Below are 20929 nucleotides of genomic sequence, written 5' to 3' on the forward strand. Positions count from 1 at the left end.
AGACCGGGCGGGTTCGCCGTGTTCGGGGCGCTCAGGCGGTGCGCATCAGCTGCTCGGCTTCGAGGCGGGCGCGGACGAAGCGGGCCACCGACGCCAGCGCCGCCCGGCTCTCCGGCATACCCGGGAAGATGGCCATGAAGGCGTGCACCTGACCGCGCCAGACCTCCAGGGTGGCCGGGACGCCCGCGGCGGCCAGGCGCTGGGCCATGAGTTCGCTGTCGCGGCGCAGCACCTCGTCCTCGGCCACGATGAGCAGGGCCGGGGGCATCCCGGCGAGCACGCCGTTGACCGGTGACAGCCGCGGGTCCAGGCAGCCGTCGACCGTAGCTCCGATGCGCACCACCGATTCCAGCGCGGACAGCGGAATGAGCGGGTCCCGGCGCATGTTCGGGTGGGCGCGCTTCTCGGTGCAGTCCAGGTCCAGGGCGGGGCACAGGCCGACCAGCCCGGCAGGCACCGGATGCCCCTGATCGCGGGCGCGCAGGGCGGTCGCGAAAGTCATGTAGCCACCGGCGGAATCACCGGCGAAGACGATGCGCGAGGCATCCGCGCCCCGGCTGAGCAGCCAGCGGTAGGCGGTCAGGCAGTCGTCGACCGAACCGGAGATGTCGGTATCGGGCAGCTGCCGATACTCCACACTCACCACCGGCAGCCCGGTGCGCCGAGCCAGCGCGGCCACCACGGGGCGGTGTGTGTCCAGCCCGCACAGGAAGAAGCCGCCGCCGTGCATGTACATGATCGCGCCGTCGCGCAGCGAACTGCGGGCTCCGGCGGGACGCACGATCTCCATGCGGAAGTCCCTGAGCCGCACCTGCTCCCGCTCCACCCCGCGCGGCTGCGGCCGGAATTTCGACAGCCCGTTGATCACCGTCGCCGCCACCGGGATGGTGCGCGCGTTGACGGGCACCAGGCCACCGAGCGGCCGGACCACGGTGCGGCAGGCCGCCGCCAGGGCGTGTGCGTACACGCTGATGCCGTGCGGGTTGGCCACCGGGACGCTGTCACTTGTCGCTGTCATCGCGCACCTACCTCGTTGTTGGCGCGCCGAGCCGTTCGTCCAGGGACCGAACAGGGCTCGGGCACCCGGCGCGCGAGAGTCGGCGCTGACATCTCACATAGCGTCGTTTCAGAACACCATGAGAACGTGACGTACGCAACACTTAATGGCCACAAGGGCATTGCGGTAAACCGGCCGTGATCGATTCGCGGTCGAGTCGGAACCTCCCCGCCCCCGCCCGCGACCCAACTGGCAGACTGCTGTGACATGCGCGGAATCATCCTGGCGGGCGGCACGGGCTCACGGCTGCACCCGATCACGCGCGGGGTGAGCAAACAGCTGGTCCCGGTGTACGACAAGCCGATGGTGTACTACCCCCTGTCCACGCTCATGCTGGCGGGAATCCGGGACATCCTGGTCATCACCACACCGGAGGACAGCGACGCCTTCGCGCGCCTGCTCGGCGACGGCAGCCGGTTCGGGCTGTCCATCTCCTATGTGGTGCAACCGGAACCCGACGGGCTCGCCCGCGCCTTCGTCCTGGGCGCCGAGCACATCGGCACCGACTGCGCGGCACTGGTGCTGGGCGACAACATCTTCCACGGACCCGGACTCGGCACCACGCTGCACCGCTTCGACGGGCTCGACGGCGGCGCGGTGTTCGCCTACCGGGTCTCCGACCCCACCGCCTACGGCGTGGTGGAATTCGCCGAGGGCAAGGCCATCTCCATCGAGGAGAAGCCGAAGCGGCCGCGCTCCAACTACGCCATTCCGGGGCTGTACTTCTACGACAACGACGTCGTCGAGATCGCCCGCGGGCTGCGGCCCTCGGCGCGCGGCGAATACGAGATCACCGATATCAACCGCACCTATCTCGAACAGGGCAGACTGCGGGTGGAGGTGCTCGCCCGCGGCACCGCCTGGCTCGACACCGGCACCTTCGACTCACTGCTGGACGCCGCGAATTACGTGCGCACCATCGAAGAGCGGCAGGGCCTCAAGATCGGGGTACCCGAAGAGGTGGCCTGGCGGATGAACTTCATCGACGACGAACAGCTGCGCGCCATCGCCGAACCGCTCGAACGCTCGGGTTACGGCACCTACCTGCTGAATCTGCTGGAGCACGGCCGGGAGTGGGAGCAGGGCGCACTGGGACGGGAGCACTGACGGTGGAGATACGGGAACTGTCGGTGCCCGGCGCGTGGGAGTTCACGCCGCGGCTGCACGGTGACGCGCGCGGGGTGTTCCTCGAGCAGTTCAAGGCGTCGGAATTCGAGAAGGCGGTGGGGCGGCCCTTCGATCTCCAGCAGGTGAACGTCTCCACCTCGGCCGCCGGGGTGCTGCGCGGCATCCACTACACCGCGAATCCGCCGGGGCAGGCCAAGTACGTGACCTGTGTGCGGGGCGCGTTCCTGGATGTGGTGGTGGATCTGCGGCCCGACTCGCCGACCTTCGGCCGGTGGGACGCCGTGGTGATCGACGATGTGACGCGCCGGTCGGTGTTCCTGGCCGAGGGGCTGGGGCACGCACTGCTGTCGCTGGCGGACGACTCCACCGTGACGTACCTGTGCTCCCTGGAGTACACCCCCGAATTCGACGGTGAGGTGGACGCGTTCGATCCGGCCATCGGCATCGAATGGCCGACGGTGGGTCGAGACGGGCAGCCGCTCACGGTCATCCGCTCGGCCAAGGACGCCGCCGCACCCCCACTGTCGGACGCACGGCTGTTGTATTGACGACCCAGGTGCGCTGTCGCGCTAACGACCCAGGTGCGCTGTCGCGCTAACGACCCAGGTGCGCTGTCGCGCTAACGACCCAGGTGCGCTGTCGCACTGACGACCCAAGTGCGCTGTCGTACTGACGACCCAGGTGCACCGGCAATCCCGGTGCACTGAGAATCCCGGGCGCACGAAACCCCCGGCTCCGCGCCGTCCGATCGCTCGCGATGACACCGGCCGCCACGTCCGGAGCCGGGATCCGCGTGGTTTGCCGTGCGACTGGACGGTCGCGGCACCCACCACTTCGCGAGGCGTGCCGCCCGCCGCTCATGGCACCCCGGTCAGGACGCTGACCGTTCGCCGCAGGCCGAGAACCGACGCCCAGCCGGCGTCGCGACCGCGTGGCCCGGTATCAGCCGGTGGTCGCGCTCGGGGTGTCGAAGGCGCGGCGGGCCGCGGCTGCCAGTTCGGCGTTGAAACGGTTCGTGGCTTCGATATTCGCGGCGTGCCCGGTGGGCAGGATGTGGAGGTCCACCAGGCTGCCGACCCGGGCCAGGGCGTCGGCGAGGGCGCGTGACATGGCCAGGGGGAGCAGGCGGTCGCGGTCTCCGGCGATCACGGTGGTCGGGACGGTGAGGTGTTCGGCGGCCGGGCCCAGATCGAATTCGGCGAGCATCCGCTCCACGCGGGCGCGGCCGCGCGGCGGGCAGGAGCGCACGATGTTCAGGACGAAGGCCACCTCGTCCGGGGTGGCGTTGCGGGACATGATGCGCCAGCGGATCAGCCACTTCACCAGTGGGCCGCCCGGAATCGGCAGCGGCAGACCGAGCAGCGACACCAGCAGCCGGGCCGAGAGTTGGACGCGGCGGCCGAGAATCCGCAGGGGCACATTGAAGCCGGGCAGCAGTTCGGTGCCGGTGGCGATGCGGCCCGAGGTGGTGTTGGCCAGGATCGCACCCGCCGCGTGGGAGTCGAACTGGTCGCGGTGGCGGGCGGCCCACGCCTGCACGGTGATTCCGCCCATGCTGTGCCCGACCACCAGCGCCGGTTCACCCGGACGCAGGGTGGCGGCCAGCACGGTGGCCAGGTCGTCGCCGAGCTGATCGATACTCGGGCCATCCGCGCCGAGACCGCTCTCCCCGTGCCCGCGCTGGTCGTAGCAGATCAGGCGGTACTCCTCGGCGAAGGCGTTGATCTGCGGATTCCAGTATTCGAGGCAGCAGCCCCAGCCGTGGACGAGCACGATCGGCCGCCCCTCGGCCGGACCGTAGACGCGCACCCGCAATCGCGCCCCGTCCGGGGTGGTCACGGGCACGGTCGCGCCGGGCGCGGTGGGTGGATTCAGCGCCGCGGTGGCGTAGCGCCGCGACCGCAGCCGCGCCCGACGACGTGCGAACACCGCAGCCAGCCTGTCGCGACTCACGCTGACATCGTGACAACCCGACCACGGCAACGACGGTAGGACGCGCCGCACGGACACAGGAGTCACGGACACAGGAGTCACCGCCGGGCGGCGGGTGGCGATATCGCCGGTGATGCTGAAAGCGCTGGGGCGCATCGCGTGTGCGATGCGCCCCAGCGATCCGGCCCGGCGGGCGACGAGGGAGAGCCGTCGCCGAGCCGGAGATCGGGTCAGCCGACGAGTTGCAGTTCGGCCTCCGTCTGCTCGACCGCACGGTTCTTGCGCCGCTTCGGCAGGTAGACCGTGAGGGCGACCAGGGCTCCCACAATGGCCACGCCCGCGGCGAATTCCAGGCCGGGACGGTAGGTGTCCAGCATGGCGGCCGGGCTGGGGTCGGTGTGCGCGCCCGAGGTGACGATGGCGGTGGTCACCGCCAGCACGATGGCCGCGCCGACCTGCATGGCGGTTTGCAGCACGCCGGCGGCGAGCCCCTGCTCGTCATTGTCGATACCGCTGGTGGCCTGGATATTGATGGCCGGGAAGCCGACCCAGCCGATGCCGATCAGCAGGATGGCGGGCAGCAGGACCGTCAGATAGTTCGGGGCGGTGTCGACGCGCAGGAACATCAGGTAGCCGACGGCCATGACCGCCATGGTGATGGCGATGATCGGCCCGGTGCCGAAGCGGTCGACCAGCTTGTCGGAGACGAAGGCCGAGGTGACCACCAGCAGACCCACCGGCAGCAGGGCGAGCGCCAGGTGCAGCGGCGACCAGCCGAGGGTGTCCTGGAAGTACAGCGTGGTGATGAACTGCCAGCTGAAGTACGAACCGCCCACCGCGATGATGGCGAGGCTGGCGCGGACCAGGGTGGCCTTGCGCAGGATGCCCAGGCGGACCAGCGGATACCGCACCCGCTTCTCGACCGCGATGAATCCGGCGAACAGCGCCGCGGCCAGTACGAACGAGCCGATGGTGCGCGCCGACGCCCAACCCACCTCGGGGGCGGTGACCACGGTGTAGACCAGCAGCAGCATGGCGGCGGTGGACAGCACAGCGCCCAGGATGTCGTGGCCGCCCTCGTCGGCGGGCTTGTCCTTGGGCACCAGGAAGATGGCCGCGATCAGGGCCGCCAGCGCGATGGGCACCGGCAGCAGGAAGGTCCAGCGCCAGCCGATACCGGTCATGAGGCCGCCGAACAGCAGACCCATGGAGTAGCCGCCCGCGCCGAACACGGTGTAGATCGACAGCGCCTTGTTGCGGGCCGGGCCCTCGGCGAAGTTGGTGGTGATGATGGACAGGCCGGTCGGCGCGGTGAAGGCGGCGGCCAGGCCCTTGATGAAGCGGGTGAGGATCAGCAGCGGGCCAGAGCTGACCAGCGCGCTCGCCAGCGAGGCGAGGGCGAAGACGGCCAGCGCGATCAGGAAGACCTTGCGGCGGCCGAGCAGGTCGGCGGTGCGTCCGCCCAGCAGCAGCAGGCCGCCGTAGCCGAGCACGTAGCCGCTGACCAGCCATTGCAGGGTGGAGGTGGGGAGGTCGAGTTCGGTTCCGATGGACGGCAGTGCGACGCCGATCATCGACACGTCCAGACCGTCGAGGAACAGCACGATGCACAGGGTGATCAGCATGCCCCAGAGGCGCAGGGGCCAGCTGTTCGTATCGGCGGATGCGGCAGCCGATTTCAGAGCCGTTGTGGTCATGAGCCGAAACAGTACATGCACGCGCATTAAATGTGCAAGCATTAAATGCGGTTGCATGATTCGATGCCGACCACTAGGATGGCCCCATGCCGAAGCCGACAGCGCCTGTCGACCGGCCCGAAGCCACCGGGCTGGTAGCCGAATGGCGCGAGCTGCTGAGCCGGCACGCGACCGCCTCCTGCGCCCTCGAGAAGGAGTTGCAGGGCCGCCACCACATCGGGCTCAGCGAATTCGAAACCCTCGACCGGCTCATGGAGGCCGGCGGTGAGAGCTACAAGATGAGCGACCTCGCCGGAGACATCCACCTCAGCCAGAGCGCCCTCTCCCGCGCGGTGGCCCGCCTGGAACGCGACGGCCTGGTCAACCGCACGCTGTGCACCGAAGACCGCCGCGCCATCTTCGTCTGCCTCACCGACAAGGGCCGCGAACTGCACCGTGCGGCCGCGCCCACACATCGCGAAGTCCTGGAACAGTCGCTGCGCTGAGCCGTATGCTGCGGGCATGCCCTCCTACGCGGTCGATCCGCGGGTCGATGCCTACATCGACGCGCTACCAGAATGGCAGCAGGCCGTATGCCGCGAGGTGCGGGAGCTGGTGCACGAGGCCGATCCCGAGGTCGTCGAGACCATCAAACGCACGGTGCGGCCCTACTTCGTGCTGGACGGCAATATCTGCGCGCTGCTCGCCGCCAAGGACCATGTGAACGTCTTCCTCTACGACGGGGCCATCGTGCCCGATCCGGAGGGGATCATCACCGGCGGGCACGACAACAAGACGGCCCGCACCGTCGCCGTTCGCGAGGGCGAGGCCCTGAACGCCCCGGCGCTGCTCGCCATGTTCCGGCAGATCATCGCCAACAACCGCGCCGGGGGCTGGCGAAAGCTGAAGGGCGGGAACTGAACCCGGAGGCGCGGCAACACCGCGCCGGGAGCCGGACTCAGGCGGCGATCGCCGCGCCCTCGCCGCGCGCCACCCGTGCGGCCCGCTGCGTCATGGCCGCCAGCATCGGCAGCCGGGCATCGCCCAGGGTCATGGCCGAATAACCGAGCTGGTTGGTGACGAAGCCGATGCCCAGGCCGCGGCCGGGGATCGCCATGCCGCCGGAGCCGCCGATGCCGAAGTGCCCGAACGCCTTGCGGGTCAGCGTCGCTCCGACGATGGCGCGGTGATAGCCGAGCGCGAATTGCGGTGGTGCGCCGAGGACGTAGTCGAAACGGCTGTTCACCGGCATCTCGGCGAGTGTCCGCGCACCCTGCGCGCTGAGCAGTCGGCGGTGACCGACCACGCCGTCATTGGCGATGGCGCCGTACATGCGCGCCAGCGACCGCGCGGTGAAAGTCCCGTTCCAGCCGGGCATCATGGCGTCGTAGGGGCGCTCCCCCACCGACATGTCGGCCCAGCCGTCGTACACCGCCCCGCGCGCCGAATGCAGCGCCCGCACCCGCGCGGGCAGCCCGACCAGCCGGTCGAACGGCACCTTGCCGACGCTGAGCCGGGGCGACAGGCGGGCGATGCGATGCCGCTGCTGCCGGGGCACCCCGAACCAGAAGTCGTTGTCGCCCAGCGGCTCCACGAGTTCGCTGCGCACCAGGTCGGCGAAGGGCCGTCCGCTCGCCCGCTGCGCGATCTCCGCGACCAGCGTGCCGAAGTTCAGCCCGTGATATCCGGAAGCCCGGTGCCGCAGCGGATCCGGCGCGCTCGCCGCCATGGCCGCGGCCACCTTGTCGTGGTCGAGTAGCTCCTCGGGATCGTCGAGCAGTCCGCGCATGCGCTGCACTCCGGCGCGATGGGCGAGCGCCTGCCGCACGGTGATGTCACCCTTGCCCGCGGCCGCGAATTCGGGCCAGTACTCGGCGACGGGAGCGTCGTAGTCGATGACCCCGCGATCGGCGAGACGGTTGATGACGGTGGCCGCCACACCCTTGCCGGTGGAATACGACAGCGCCATGGTGTCGGCGCCCCAGCGGCGTCCGGGTTCGGCCCAACCCGCCCAGATGTCGAGCACCGGCTCGCCGTCGAGGAAAACCGCGAAGGCGCCGCCACCCGCACGCGAGCGGCGGAAGATCTGGAAGAACTTGGCGGCGACCGCCGTGAAGCGGTCGTCGACGAGCATCTGTCGGCCGCGCGTGGGGCCGGCCGCGGATAGTTCCCCGGAGGATCTGTCGGTGCTCTCACCTGGCATGGTCAGACTCCTTTGTCTGGCTCACTCCACAGGGTTCGCGCTCGCAGTTGCAAGCACCCTGCTAGCACCGACTGTAACCGCCGTCACGCGCGGGGACAATGGGTGCGCGCGAGTTCTGTGAAACAGCACAATGGGCGGACAGCTCAGACCGAGGCACGCGCGGACTCGATGACGGGCGCGGCGTCCGCCGCCACCGTCGCGACGGCCCGGAATGCCTCGCGATAGCGCTCCACATCGTGGTCTTTGTCCAGATAGGAGGAGCCGGTGAGGGATTCCACGTACACCACCGGGGGTTCGGGCACCTCGCCCGCGGGTGCGGGGAATTCGAGCAGGACGAATCGGCCCGCATCCATTCCGTGGTGGTATCCGCAGTCCGCGGGCACCAGCCGCAGCCGCACATTCGGCAGTTCGCTCAGATCGCGCAGGCGGTCCAGCTGACCGGCGGTGACCCCCTCGCCCCCGATCCGATGCCAGAGCACCGCCTCCGAGATCACCACATCCAGTTGCAGCGGGGAATCCGAGCGCGTCAGCAACTGCTGGCGGGTGGTGCGGACCCGCACCCGGCGGTCCATCTGCTCGGCGGTGATGCCCGGATACGCGCCCGCGAGCACCGCGCGCATGTAGTCCTCGGTCTGCAACAGCCCGGGCACCAGCTCGTTCTCATAGGTGGTGAGGCGGGCAGCGGCCTCCTCGAGGCCGATGTACACCTCGTAACCCTCGTCGATGACGTCGCTGTACTCGGTCCACCAGCCGCGCGCCTTGGTCTCCCGGGCCAGCGCGGCCAGCGGCTGGATGGCGTCCTCGGGCGCACCGTAGATGCGGCACATGGCCTCGACGTCGAGGCTGCGCAGCGATGTCTGACCGGTCTCGATACGCCAGATCTTGGCCTCGGACCATTCCAGCCGCTGCGCGGCCACCCGGGTCGTCATCCGCGCGCGATTGCGCAGGTCGCGAAGCTGACGACCGAGTTGTCGACGCGGCATGGTCGATCCGGTGATCCCCTGCGGTAGAGCCATCCGTCCCCCTAACAAGTTGCGATCGCATTGTGACACAGGAAATCTCGCCGATCCATGGACGCGGGGAACGCCGGGGCCGCCACGAACGACCGTTCGGAGACGAGACTACTTGCGGGAGTTACGCTTTCGGAAGCGCCAGAACTGCACGGCACGCATATCCTCCGACAGCTGATTGACCGGTTCGGCCACATCCGACAGGGCCTGGAACAGATCGTCGGCCAGCTCGGCGATATGTTCCACCTTGCCCGCCAGCCGCGAGGCGTTCACCAGGAATTCCAGCAGTAGGCGCACGGTGGCGGCGATGGTGAGCCCCAACGGTATCGCGAACACCACCGCGAACACCACTCCCACCCACATCGAGGACCTCAGCAGTAACACCGTCGTGGCGATGGGAATGGCCACCGCGCCCGCCAGACCCAGCAGATACGCCAGCGGCAGCAGGGTGCGGGTGGCGGTCCGGCGGAATTGCAGGTCCACCAGAGCGCGCGCGGCCTCGACGCTCCAGGAGCCGAATGCGCTTGGGCTGGCGAACGGTTCGACCGGCCGCTGCTCGTCCGCATCGGCCTCGGCGGCGTGCCGGGACATGCGCTTGACCGCCGACTCCTTGAACGCCAGCCAGCGCGATTCCGCCTCGAACTCGTCCAGTTCGGACTGATCCCCACCCGATCGATCGGTCATGGACGAAAACGCTCCTCTCCCACCGGCCTTCCGGCACGCCAAGTCTGATCGCAATCACATCCGCGCTACAGTCCGACGCAGTGTGTTCTCCGACACTTCCCATTTCCGGGCACATCACGCTCGGAAACGCGTGGGCGCGAGCAGCTTCGGCGTTATCGCAGGTAGTGGGTACCGACCCGGAAATGTCACCGCTGTGACACAGGCGCAGTAGCGCCACCTACAACGCGAAGCTGTCTCTTTTGTAGCCGCGAACGAAGACGCGTGAAAAAGAGCCTGTAACGCCTCGGACACCGGGCGGCGATACCACGCACAGAGCAGGACCTAGATCTACCGGGGAATGGAGAATCCAGTGCGTACGACGTTTTCGTCTTCCGTCACGGCCGCAGTGTTGGCCGCATCTACGCAGGAATACACCCAGCGTGGCTGGACGGTCGCCGAAACGGCCAACGGCATCTGCCTGATCACCGACGACAACCTGGCGGGTATCGAGGTATCCGGGGAGACCGCCGCTTATGTCCGTCGCTTCCTGCGTGCCAACAACCTCTCGGGGCCGGTCATCGAGATCCCGGGCACCGAGCGCCGCGAAATCCACCTGGTCACCGGCGTACAGAAGGCCGCCATGGCGCTCGAGGCGCTGCGGGCCGCCGGTGCCATCGTGCACTCCGACGGCGCGGGCATCCCGCTGCCGCCGACGCAGCTGTCCGCCGCCGGGTCGGCGTGCTGGGGAGTCGCTCCGCAGGAGGCACGCTGGGTGCCGCCGGTGGTGGCGATCTCCGCCGCCGTGCGGGCGGCCGTGAGCGGGCGCAAGCCGCAGGTGGCGCGTATCGCTTCCTGAAGTACGTCGTTCTAGGACTCCGCTGACCGCGGGTGCTCCCCGGCACCCGCGGTTTTCGCGTGCGCGGAGCAGGATGGCGGTGTAGTCGATCGCCGCGAGTGGACGTGCGTCAGCCCCCTCCCGCATGGGAGGGGGCTGTACTCGGTAGTGGCAGGGATCTCGCCTGGCCCCCGCCCAGAAGGTGAGGCGGGCGGGCAGAAGTGCACGGGCCGGACGGTCAGGCCGGGCGGCCGTCCGTCCGGCCATGCCGGGCGCGGCGAGCCCCGGCCGACGACGACCAGGCGCGCCCGACCGGCAGGCAGTAGCGCTCGGGGTGGCTGGTTCAGGCGGTGTGGGACAGGTGGGGCACCGCCGCCGGGGTGCTGCGGTGGCGGCGCGTGTGCGCCGCGTGGCGGCGGGCGTGCGGGGCGGTGGCCTGGTGGTGGAGGGCGGCGGCGCGGGCGGCGCGGCGGTTGGGGACGCCGAGTTTGGCGAGGATGGACGAGACGTGGTGGTCGACCGTGCGGACCGACAGGTAGAGGCGGTCGGCGATCTCCGGGTTGGTGAGGCCCGCGCAGACCAGTTCCAGGACGTCCTGCTGCCTCGGGGTGAGGCGGGCGGGATGGTTGCGCAGGGTGGAGCGGCAGAGCGGGCCGGGCTGGGGTGAGGTGCGCACGAACAGGCCGGTTTCACCCGCGATGGTCACCTCGACCACCGTGGCGGTGCCCGCGGCGATGTCCGCGCAGGCGGCGTGCAGTGCTTCGAGGGCTTGTGTTCGTTCGAGAAACCGCATGTACCCAGCCTGGCCGCGAACGGGCGGCGGGTCTGTCCGCGCGCGGACGTTCGTTGTGTCGGCGTCCCGACACAAATCGTCCGCTTCCGGTTTCGCCTGTCGGGGTGGCGGGCGATGATGAGGTATGACCCCCGTCACGGACAGCCCCCGGACGCTGCTGCGCACCTGCCCGCTCTGCGAGGCGGTGTGCGGTCTCGAACTCACCCTCGACGCCCACGACCACGTAACAGCCGTACGCGGCGACCATGCCGACCCGTTCAGTCACGGCTTCATCTGCCCCAAAGGGGCCAGCCTCGGAGCTCTCGACGAGGATCCGGATCGGCTGACCGAGCCCATGATCCGCGACCGCGACACCGACGAATGGCGGACCGCGACCTGGGCGGAGGCCTTCGCGCTCATCGGTGAGCGGCTGCCCGCCATCGCGCACGCGCACGGCAATCAGGCCGTGGGCGTGTACGTGGGAAACCCCAACGCGCACACCGTGGCCGGGGCCCTGTACCTGCCGCTGGTGCTGCGCGCACTGGGCACCAGGAACATCTACTCCGCCAGCACCGCCGATCAGATGCCGAAGCAGGTCGCGAGCGGGCTCATGTTCGGCGATCCGCTCACGGTCGCGGTGCCGGATCTGGATCGCACCGACTATCTGCTCATGCTCGGCGCGAACCCGCTGGAGTCGAACGGATCGCTGTGCACCGCACCGGATTTCCCGGGACGGCTGAAGGCGCTGCGCAAACGCGGCGGACGCTTCACGGTGGTGGATCCGCGGCGCACCCGCACGGCCAAGCTCGCGGACGAGCATCTGTTCATCCGGCCGGGCAGTGATGCGTATCTGCTGTTCGGGATCGTGCACACGCTGTTCGCCGAGCAGCTCACCGACGTCCGCGTCGAGGTCGAGGGGCTGGACGAGATCCGCGCGGCCGCCGCTGATTTCACCCCCGACGTGGTGTCGGCGCGCACCGGCGTGCCCGCCGCGACGGTGGCCCGGATCGCTCGCGAGCTGGCCGCCGCGCCGACAGCCGCCGTCTACGCCCGGATCGGCACCTGCACAGCCGAATTCGGCACCGTCACGCAGTGGCTGGTGGATGTGGTGAATGTGCTCACCGGAAATCTCGACACCTCCGGCGGTGCCATGTTCGCCACCGGGGCGGCGCTGGGCATCGTACGGTCCCGCCCCTTCCGCACCGGGCGGTGGACCAGCCGGGTGCGCGAGCTGCCGGAGGCCATGGGTGAGCTGCCCGTCGCCACCCTCGCCGACGAGATCGGCACGCCGGGCGATGGACAGATCCGGGCCATGGTGACGGTGGCGGGCAATCCGGTGCTCTCCGCGCCCAGCGGACCGCGCCTGGACGCCGCCTTCGCCGGACTGGAATTCATGGTGTGCGTGGACCGGTACCTCAACGAGACCACCCGCCACGCCGATGTGATCCTGCCGCCGCCGCGCATCGTGCAGGCCCCGCACTACGATTTCGCGCTGCTGAACTTCGCGGTGCGCAACTATGCCCGCTATTCGCGCCCCCTGGTACCGCTCGGTGACCACCCCTCGGAGGCCGAGATCCTCGCCCGCTTGGCCATGGCGGTGAGCGGACAGCGGCCGCCGGAGGGCGTCACCCCGCTCGAGGCGGTGGACGAGATGGTCATCACGGGCACCCTGCAGAAGGCCGGACTGCTCGAACGCCGCCCGGAGCTGCTGGGCGAGAACACGACCGAGCAGCGCATCGACATGATGCTGCGGCTCGGGCCGTACGGCGAGTGGAATCCGGCGGCGGGCGTCCGACGTGCGACCGGAACGGAATCTCATACCGCCGCCGCCACGGAGTCCCCCGCTGGGCCAGCGGTGCGAAACGAGACCGTAGGGCAGGGTGGGACGCCACCCACGGGTGATGTCGGCGGCGCACCGGCATCGGCGGCCGAAAAGGAACCGGCGCGTGACGACACCGGCACCGCATCGGTACCGGACGCGACGGACGGCGGCGTGCGGCGTGACGACGGCGCAGCCCCGTCCCGGTGGCACGGCGCGCTGAATCTGGGTGTGCTGCTGGAGCATCCGCACGGCATCGACCTCGGCCCGTTGCGGCCGCGACTGCCCGGGGTGCTGCGCACGGCATCACGGAAGGTGGAGCTCGCGCCGCCGCAGTTGCTCGCCGATGTGCGGCGGCTGCGGGCGCGGCTGCGCGACGACGCGCCGGAGATGGTGCTCATCGGGCGGCGGCAGCTGCGGTCCAACAACAGCTGGCTGCACAATGTCTCGTCGCTGGTGGGCGGATCCAACCGGTGCACCCTGCACATCCACCCCGACGACGTGGCGCGGCTGGGCTTGAACGGGCAGGCCGTGGTGAAGTCCGCGGCGGGCACCGTGATCGTCACCGTCGAACCGACCGAGGAGATCATGCCCGGCGTGGTGAGCCTGCCGCACGGGTGGGGGCACGCGGACAGCTCGCAGGCCGTGGCGCGCGCGCACGCCGGCGTGAATGCCAATGTGCTGACCGATGATTCGCTCGTCGACGCCCCCTCCGGCAATGCCGTGTTCAACGGCGTGCCGGTAACGCTCACCCCGGCCTGAGGTCGGTGCCCGCATGTCACCCGTCCGGATACTGCTGTGGCTGGTGCATGTCAGCCTGCCCGCCCTCGGCCTGTGGGTGCTGGTGGCGCGTCCGCACCTGGATCACGAATTCCAGCACCACGGTGTGCATTTCTGGCTGATCCTGGGCGCGGCCGTGGTGGCGCTGGTCCTCGGCGTGCTGCTGCTGCGGGCCGCGCGGGCGCATCGGGATATGCGGCTGATCCTGGTGTCGCTGGTATTCCAGCTGAACGCCGGATTCCTGGGGTTGCACGCACTGGCGACGCCCGGGATCATTCTGTCCGCGCCGAATGTCGGGTTCACCACCGCGGTGCCGGTCGGCATGGTGCTGGGCGGCTTCGCGGCCCTGGCCTCGGCGGTGGAGTATCCGCCGGACGCGCGGGTGCACCGGTACACGGATCTGCTCGCCGCGCTGCCCATCACGCTCATGGTGGTGTGGGCGCTGCTGTCGCTGACCCGGGTGCCGCCCTTCGACGCCGTCCCCGATCCGTCGGAGGCGCAGGGGCCGCTGGTGGCGGCGGTGTTCGTGGGCGCGGCCTGCTATCTGGTGGCGGCGGTGCGCTACGCCTACCTGTACTACCGCAATCGCGGCACGGTGGTGCTGAGCGTGCTCACCGCGTTCGTGCTGTTGGCGGAGGCGCTGTTCGCGGTGGGGTTCGGGCGCAGCTGGCGGGTGTCGTGGTGGGAGTGGCATGTGCTGCTGGGGGTGGCGTTCGCGCTCATCGCGCTCAGCACCCACCTGACCTTCGTGCGGGAGGGGTCGGCGCGGGGCCTGTTCGACAGCGTGACGCTGCGCAGCACCCTGGACGCCATCCACCGCGACTACGCCCGCGCGCTCGAGGAGATGGTCGCCGCCCTGGACCAGCGCGCCAGCGGCGGCGTCGCCGCGGCCGAACCACTCGGTGCGGTCGGCCAGGAGCTCGCCCGCCGTTTCGGCCTCACCGAACGCCAGGTGGCGGTGCTCCAGCAGAGCGCTCGCGCGGTCGGCAGCGAACGCGAACAGGTGCGCCGCCTGGGCGCACTGGTCGCCGTCGGTGAACGCTCCTCGGTGATCCGCGGCGAGCAGCAGTTGCTCGCCGAGATCCAGCGTCTGGCGACCTATGCCTTCGAGGGCGACACCGTGCGCATCGGTGTGCTGCGCCGGGGCCGCCTGCACTTCGAGGACGGCGGGCCACCCAACCCCGGCGCGCATGCGTTTCCCCTGATGGTCAAGGGGTTTCATGCCGGAGTGCTGGAACTGGCACGCACCGCCGCCCCCGCGAAGGCCGCGACCGAGGTCGCCGGGCCGGTGCACGGCACGGGCGTGCCTGATATTCGGCATGACCATCCTGCCGCAACCGATACGGGACACGGCCGCTCAGACGCACGGCGAGGGTTCGGTTGGCGGCCCGCGCCGAGCGGGCAGCGGCTGTCTCCGGGCTCGGCCGGGCCTGATGACTCGCCGGGCGCGGTGACACGGGCGCTGAACGCCACCGGACTCCGTCGTGACACAGCGGGTTCCACCGCACCCGGGACTGCCGGTGCGCAGGCTCCCGGACAGCCGGTGCCGCTGGGTGCGGCGGAGCAAGCGGTGGCGCGGTCGTTCGCGGCGCAGGCGTCGGTGGTGTTGGAGAACGCGCGGCTGTATCAGCAATTGGACGGGCTGTTCCGGTCGTACATGTCGCCCGCGGTGGCCACGGCGTTGATCGCGGATCCGTCGCAGGCGGGGTTGGGCGGTGAGATCCACGAGGTGAGCGTGTTGATGGCGGATCTGCGGGGGTTCACGCCGTTCGCGGAGCGGGTGGGGCCGGAGCAGGTGATGCGGATGCTGAACACCTACTACACCGCGATCGTTCCGGAGATCCTGGCCGAGGGCGGAACGGTGGTGCAGTTCGTGGGCGACGCGGTGATGGCGATCTTCAACGCGCCGGTGCGGCAACCCGATCACGCGCTGCGGGCGGCGCGGGCCGGGCTGGCGTTGCAGCGGGCCGTGGCGGGGGTGCGGGAGCGGGTGGATGTTGCGCATCGGGACGACTGGCCGATGTTTCGAGTGGGAGTCAATACGGGTCCGGCCGTGGTCGGCAATGTGGGAGCGCCGCAGATGCGGAACTTCACGGCCATCGGCGACACCACCAATCTGGCGGCGCGACTGGAGTCGCTGGCCGAACCGGGAACGGTGGTGGTCGGCCCGCTGACCAGAACGCGGCTCGGTGACCGGGCCGTGGTCCGGGATCGGGGGGCCTTCGACATCAAGGGCAAACGCGACCCGGTGACGGTGTACGAACTCGAGGCACTGCGGTGAGGGTGAGATGGAATTCGAACTGTTCGACGGGCTGTCCCCCGCGGAACGACGGGAGCTGGTCGCCGCGTGCACGCCGCGCAAGTTCCGGCGGCGCGACATCGTCTGTCACGAGGGTGATCCCGGGGACTGCCTGCACCTGATCACCAGTGGGAAACTCATCGTCCGGGTGACGACGCCGCTGGGCCACACCGCCACGCTGACCATCCTCGGTCAGGGTGAGATGTTCGGCGAGCAGGCGATTCTGAGTCCGGACGCGCGCCGCACCGCCACCATCGTGGCGGTCACCGACGCCGAGACCCTCACCCTCAGCCGGGATCGGCTGGAGCGGCTGCGCACCGATCATCCGCAGGTGGAGCGGTTTCTCACCGTCTCGCTGGCCGCGCAGGTGCGCAGGCTGTCCGCGGCGGTGCTGGAGGCGCTGTACCTGCCGGTGGAGACGCGGGTGCTGCGGCGGCTGTCGCATCTGGCGCGGGTGTACGGCGATCCGGGCCGGGCGCCGCAGATTCGGCTCACCCAGGAGGATCTGGCGTCCATGGCGGGCACGACGCGGGCAACCGCCAACAAGGTGCTCCGCGAACTCGAGGACGCGGGGGTGGTGCGGTTGAGCCGGGGGTCGGTGACGGTGCTGGATCGAATGGCGTTGGAACGCAAAGCAAACTGACCTCTCGGTCCTTTTCCAGGGGGCTAACGCTCGGCCAACCCGGACAAAACTATGCAAAATGGACAATTCAGGATTGCGAAATACTCGCGCGCACAGCCGAACTCGCAGACGTACGTCCAGCTGAGTGATCAGCACACCCGCAGCTAAGCCGTTCCGAACCCTTGTGAGAACCCGCATCCCGGGGGACCCTCGCACGGGAAGGTCTGACCGGCGGCAGTCGAGCGAGCCCTACCAGGGAAAATGCGTCGTTTCAGCCATTCGCCACACCAAAATAGTTAAACCGTATAGCATTTCGGATGGCCGAAGTTCGCGGCCGAGCCTCTCCCATCCGGACTCCAGCTACCAGAGGGGGCGCACAATGCCCGGTATCAGAAGCGGCAGCGATGGCGAACGCGAACTACAGGAACGCTACGGGACACAGGATCGCGCCGAGCGTTTCTACGAAGATCAAGTGCGGGACCGGCTCAATACCCACATGATCGATTTCATCCGCCGGATGGATATGGCCTTCATCGCCACCGCCGACAAGCACGGCGAGTGCGACACCAGCTTCCGGGCGGGCAAGCCCGGCTTCCTCCACGTTATCGACGAGCACACCGTCGCCTACCCCGAATACCGCGGCAACGGGGTGATGGCCAGCCTCGGCAACATCCTCGAGAACCCGCACGTGGGCATCCTGCTCATCGACTTCGTGCACGACCTCATCGGCCTGCACATCAACGGCTCCGCCCGCATCGTCGACGACGCGCTCATGCGGCGCTACATCGACGGACTACCCGAGGGCGAGCGCGGGCGCGTCATCGAACGCTGGGTGGTGGTGGACGTCGAGGAGGCGTACATCCACTGCCGCAAGCACATACCGCATCTCGTGCCCGCCTCCCGCGAACCCCGCCAGTGGGGCACCGACAACGTCCGAGCCAAGGGCGGCGACTACTTCCGGACCAAGGAGGAGGCGCGCGCGCTCGTCGAGTACTGATGCCGTAGCGCGGGTCCGGGCGCCGTCCCGGACGTCACCGCGAGGCTACCCGGCTCAGTGGATCTTGAAGATCACCGCGCGCTGCACGATGAAGTTGATCACCGTGGCCGTGCCCTGCGCGATCACGAACGCCACCAGCACGGCACCGGTGAATGTGTGACCGGCCACATCGACCTTCATCTCCGGCAGCACGATGTTCAGCAGCGCGTTGATGCCGACCTGCGCCGCGAAGGTCACCGCGTACAGCGCCACCACCGCGATGAAACGTTTGCGGCTCGGCGGCGCCTGGAAGGTCCAGCGGCGATTGATCAGGTAGGCGGTGGTGGTGCCCGCGATGAAGCTGACCGCCTTGGCGATATCGCGCGGTACCCCGGCCACGCTCATGAGCAGCACGTACAGCCCGAAGTCCACCACCGCGGAGAAGCCGCCGGTCAGCGTGAAGCGGACGATCTGGGTCTTCAGATCGACATCGGTACCGCCCGGCTCGTCGACCAGGGGCAGCTCGGGCGGCAGGGGCAGGTGGGGTTCCGCGGTCACAGAGCAGAAGGGTAATGCCGCGCACAGGTAACGGCACCAGCCGATGGGCGGTTATGCCTGTAGCCTCTATCCCGATGTCCACGAAAGCTCAGACCACCACCGCCGGTGCCGCCGAGACGAGCTCGGCCTCCGAGGGAGCGTACGCACTGCCGACGCAGACCCGGAAGCTCACCGGATGGGGTCGCACCGCACCGACAACATCCGAAGTCCTCTCCACGTCCGATCCCGAGGTGATCGCCAAGGCGGTCGCCATGGTCGCGGAGGACAACGAGGCCAAGCCCGCACATCTGCGCCGCGGCGTCATCGCGCGCGGGCTCGGACGTTCGTACGGCGACAACGCGCAGAACGCGGGCGGACTCGTGGTCGACATGACCGCGCTGAACAAGATCCACAAGATCGATGCCGCCACCCGCCTGGTCGATGTCGACGGCGGCGTGAACCTGGATCAGCTCATGAAGGCCGCGCTACCGTTCGGCCTGTGGGTGCCGGTGCTGCCGGGCACCCGGCAGGTCACCGTGGGCGGGGCCATCGGCTCGGATATCCACGGCAAGAACCATCACAGCGCGGGCAGCTTCGGCAACCACGTGCGGTCCATGGAGCTGCTCACCGCCGACGGCACCGTGCACCACATCACGCCCAAGAAGAACGCGAAGCTGTTCTGGGCCACGGTCGGCGGGTGCGGTCTGACCGGCATCATCCTGCGGGCCACCATCGAGATGACGCCCACCGAGACGGCTTATTTCATTGCCGACGGTGATGTCACGCCGACGCTGGACGACACCATCGCCTTCCACAGCGACGGGTCCGAGGATCGCTACGAGTACAGCTCGGCCTGGTTCGACGCCATCAGCCCGATGCCGAAGCTGGGTCGCGCCGCGATCTCGCGCGGCAATCTGGCCAAGCTGGATCAGCTGCCGAAGAAGCTGCAGAAGGATCCGCTGAAGTTCAACGGCAAGACCTTCTTCACGCTGCCGGACGTGTTCCCGAACGGGCTGGCCAACAAGTACACCTTCACGCCGATCGGCGAGCTCTGGTACCGCAAGTCGGGTACCTACCGGGGCAAGGTGCAGAATCTGACGCAGTTCTACCACCCGCTGGACATGCTGGGTGAGTGGAACCGCGGCTACGGCTCGAACGGATTCCTGCAGTACCAGTTCGTGGTGCCGCCGGAGTCGGTGGACGAGTTCAAGCGCATCATCGTCGACATCCAGCAGTCCGGGTTCTACTCGTTCCTGAACGTTTTCAAACTGTTCGGTCCGGGTAACCAGGCCCCGCTGAGCTTCCCCATGCCGGGCTGGAACATCTGCGTGGACTTCCCGATCAAGGCGGGACTCAACGAGTTCGTCAACGACCTCGACCGGCGGGTGCTGGAATTCGGCGGACGGCTCTACACCGGCAAGGACTCCCGCACCACCGCGGAGACCTTCCACAAGATGTACCCCCGGATCGACGAGTGGATCAAGGTCCGCCGAACCGTCGACCCCACAGGCGTTTTCATGTCCGATATGGCGAGAAGGCTGGAGCTTCAGTGATCAATGCGGTCGGGAATCCGCAGACCATTCTGCTGCTGGGCGGCACCTCCGAGATCGGTCTGGCGATCTGCTCGGAGTACCTGAAGAAGGCCCCCGCACGCATCGTCCTCGCGGCGCTGCCCAACGACCCGCTGCGCGAGCAGGCGGTGGCGCAGATGAAGGACGCGGGCGCGTCCGACGTCGAACTCGTCGACTTCGACGCACTCGATATGGACGGCCACCCCAAGGTGATCGAGCAGGCGTGGGCGCACGGCGACGTGGACGTCGCCATCGTGGCCTTCGGCATGCTCGGCGATGCCGAGGAGCTGTGGCAGGACCAGCGCAAGGCCGTCATCGCCGCCGAACTCAACTACACCGCCGCCGTCTCGGTCGGCGTGCTGGTCGGCGAGAAGATGAAGGCGCAGGGCTACGGCCGCATCATCGCCATGTCGTCGGTGGCCGGTGAGCGGGTGCGCCGCTCCAACTTCGTCTACGGCTCCACCAAGGCCGGACTCGACGGCTTCTACCTGGGCCTCGGTGAGGCGCTGCGCCCGCACGGGCCGCGCGTCACCGTCATCCGCCCCGGCCAGGTACGGACCCGGATGTCGGCGCACGTCAAGGAAGCCCCGCTCACCGTGGACAAGGAGCAGGTGGCCGCGCTCGCGGTCAACGGTTCCGCCAAGGGCAAGGAAATCGTCTGGGCCCCGGGCACTTTCCGCTACGTGATGATGATCCTGCGGCACATCCCGCGCGCGGTGTTCCGCAAGCTGCCGGTGTAGGAGCCGGTCTTCGCGTCGGCGGGCCGCGCCTCGATGTCGATTCCGGGGACAAGGCCCGGTCACGGGCGGGTGCAGCGTGCGTCGTTCCTACCGGGTGTCGTGTCGAGTTCGGCGAATCGGGTCGCGAACCCGCGCGCGAACGTATTCGGCGCGCGGCGGAACCGTGCCCGTCGGCCATGGTCGGACTGCCGCATCTTCGTGTGGAGATGCGGCAGTTCTCGTTCCGGGCCGTGGAAACGTGGTACGCGTGCGGCGGACGGTTAGGCTGACGCGCGGCAACCAGTGGTGACCCGAGGATCCGGAGGCGGA

Annotated in this window: 19 protein-coding genes; 11 read left to right on the forward strand and 8 right to left on the reverse strand. The window is 69.0% G+C overall.

Features of this window, described 5'->3' with window-relative positions:
* Positions 1-31: 31 nt before the first annotated feature.
* Positions 32-1018: an alpha/beta hydrolase gene (locus FOH10_RS30620; RefSeq protein ID WP_143983275.1), complete on the reverse strand. Its 987-nt coding sequence runs from the start codon at positions 1016-1018 to the stop codon at positions 32-34.
* Between the two features lie 246 nt (positions 1019-1264).
* Here FOH10_RS30620 and rfbA point away from each other — a divergent pair, with 246 nt between their 5' ends.
* Together rfbA and FOH10_RS30630 are read left to right on the forward strand one after the other, a co-directional pair.
* The gene (gene rfbA / locus FOH10_RS30625; RefSeq protein ID WP_143983276.1) at positions 1265-2164 is read left to right on the forward strand and encodes a glucose-1-phosphate thymidylyltransferase RfbA; all 900 of its coding nucleotides are present in this window, start codon (positions 1265-1267) and stop codon (positions 2162-2164) included.
* Between the two features lie 2 nt (positions 2165-2166).
* Positions 2167-2733, forward strand: coding sequence for a dTDP-4-dehydrorhamnose 3,5-epimerase family protein (locus FOH10_RS30630; protein ID WP_143983277.1), 567 nt, complete (start codon positions 2167-2169; stop codon positions 2731-2733).
* 394 nt (positions 2734-3127) lie between these two features.
* Here FOH10_RS30630 and FOH10_RS30635 read toward each other — a convergent pair whose 3' ends face one another.
* Both FOH10_RS30635 and FOH10_RS30640 read right to left on the reverse strand, forming a co-directional pair.
* Positions 3128-4138, reverse strand: coding sequence for an alpha/beta fold hydrolase (locus FOH10_RS30635; protein WP_244961443.1), 1011 nt, complete (start codon positions 4136-4138; stop codon positions 3128-3130).
* A gap of 209 nt (positions 4139-4347) precedes the next feature.
* Complete coding sequence (locus tag FOH10_RS30640) at positions 4348-5814, reverse strand: MFS transporter (protein ID WP_143983279.1); 1467 nt, start codon at positions 5812-5814, stop codon at positions 4348-4350.
* Between the two features lie 86 nt (positions 5815-5900).
* Here FOH10_RS30640 and FOH10_RS30645 point away from each other — a divergent pair, with 86 nt between their 5' ends.
* Positions 5901-6299: a MarR family transcriptional regulator gene (locus FOH10_RS30645; RefSeq protein ID WP_039808513.1), complete on the forward strand. Its 399-nt coding sequence runs from the start codon at positions 5901-5903 to the stop codon at positions 6297-6299.
* Between the two features lie 16 nt (positions 6300-6315).
* Positions 6316-6714, forward strand: coding sequence for a DUF1801 domain-containing protein (locus FOH10_RS30650; protein WP_143983280.1), 399 nt, complete (start codon positions 6316-6318; stop codon positions 6712-6714).
* Between the two features lie 37 nt (positions 6715-6751).
* Here FOH10_RS30650 and FOH10_RS30655 read toward each other — a convergent pair whose 3' ends face one another.
* The 3 genes from FOH10_RS30655 to FOH10_RS30665 form a co-directional block, all read right to left on the reverse strand.
* Entirely contained in the window at positions 6752-7996 is a 1245-nt protein-coding gene (locus FOH10_RS30655) for a serine hydrolase domain-containing protein (RefSeq protein WP_228813186.1), read from the reverse strand.
* Positions 7997-8139: 143 nt separating this feature from the next.
* A complete protein-coding gene (locus FOH10_RS30660; protein ID WP_143983281.1) occupies positions 8140-9012 on the reverse strand; it encodes a helix-turn-helix domain-containing protein in 873 nt (290 codons plus the stop codon).
* 105 nt (positions 9013-9117) lie between these two features.
* Positions 9118-9690 carry a DUF4282 domain-containing protein gene (locus tag FOH10_RS30665; protein WP_143983282.1) on the reverse strand — a complete coding sequence of 191 codons (573 nt, stop codon included), beginning with the start codon at positions 9688-9690 and terminating at the stop codon, positions 9118-9120.
* A 349-nt stretch (positions 9691-10039) separates the two neighbouring features.
* On the opposite strand from FOH10_RS30665, the gene FOH10_RS30670 reads away from it, so the two are divergent.
* Positions 10040-10525, forward strand: a complete 486-nt coding sequence (locus FOH10_RS30670) for a hypothetical protein (protein ID WP_143983283.1) — start codon at positions 10040-10042, stop codon at positions 10523-10525.
* Positions 10526-10847: 322 nt separating this feature from the next.
* Here FOH10_RS30670 and FOH10_RS30675 read toward each other — a convergent pair whose 3' ends face one another.
* On the reverse strand, positions 10848-11297 hold the full coding sequence (locus FOH10_RS30675) for a helix-turn-helix domain-containing protein (protein WP_143983284.1): 450 nt from the start codon (positions 11295-11297) through the stop codon (positions 10848-10850).
* 124 nt (positions 11298-11421) lie between these two features.
* Between FOH10_RS30675 and FOH10_RS30680 the strand changes: the two genes are divergently transcribed.
* From FOH10_RS30680 to FOH10_RS30695, 4 genes are all read left to right on the forward strand, one after another.
* Positions 11422-13857, forward strand: coding sequence for a molybdopterin-dependent oxidoreductase (locus FOH10_RS30680; RefSeq protein WP_244961444.1), 2436 nt, complete (start codon positions 11422-11424; stop codon positions 13855-13857).
* 13 nt (positions 13858-13870) lie between these two features.
* The gene (locus tag FOH10_RS30685; RefSeq protein WP_143983285.1) at positions 13871-16156 is read left to right on the forward strand and encodes an adenylate/guanylate cyclase domain-containing protein; all 2286 of its coding nucleotides are present in this window, start codon (positions 13871-13873) and stop codon (positions 16154-16156) included.
* 7 nt (positions 16157-16163) lie between these two features.
* Positions 16164-16817, forward strand: a complete 654-nt coding sequence (locus FOH10_RS30690) for a Crp/Fnr family transcriptional regulator (protein ID WP_039808503.1) — start codon at positions 16164-16166, stop codon at positions 16815-16817.
* A gap of 358 nt (positions 16818-17175) precedes the next feature.
* The gene (locus FOH10_RS30695) at positions 17176-17793 is read left to right on the forward strand and encodes a pyridoxamine 5'-phosphate oxidase family protein (protein ID WP_143983286.1); all 618 of its coding nucleotides are present in this window, start codon (positions 17176-17178) and stop codon (positions 17791-17793) included.
* A 54-nt stretch (positions 17794-17847) separates the two neighbouring features.
* On the opposite strand, the gene FOH10_RS30700 is transcribed toward FOH10_RS30695, so the two are convergent.
* Positions 17848-18330, reverse strand: coding sequence for a GtrA family protein (locus FOH10_RS30700; RefSeq protein ID WP_143983287.1), 483 nt, complete (start codon positions 18328-18330; stop codon positions 17848-17850).
* A 74-nt stretch (positions 18331-18404) separates the two neighbouring features.
* Here FOH10_RS30700 and dprE1 point away from each other — a divergent pair, with 74 nt between their 5' ends.
* Positions 18405-19862 (forward strand): decaprenylphosphoryl-beta-D-ribose oxidase, encoded by a 1458-nt coding sequence (dprE1, locus tag FOH10_RS30705; RefSeq protein WP_143983288.1) that lies wholly within the window; start codon positions 18405-18407, stop codon positions 19860-19862.
* Complete coding sequence (gene dprE2 / locus FOH10_RS30710) at positions 19859-20620, forward strand: decaprenylphospho-beta-D-erythro-pentofuranosid-2-ulose 2-reductase (protein WP_143983289.1); 762 nt, start codon at positions 19859-19861, stop codon at positions 20618-20620. The genes dprE1 and dprE2 overlap by 4 nt, the downstream gene beginning before the upstream one ends.
* The last annotated feature ends 309 nt before the right edge of the window (positions 20621-20929 follow it).

It is taken from the genome of Nocardia otitidiscaviarum, from assembly GCF_007362295.1.
GTDB classification, from domain to species: domain Bacteria; phylum Actinomycetota; class Actinomycetes; order Mycobacteriales; family Mycobacteriaceae; genus Nocardia; species Nocardia otitidiscaviarum.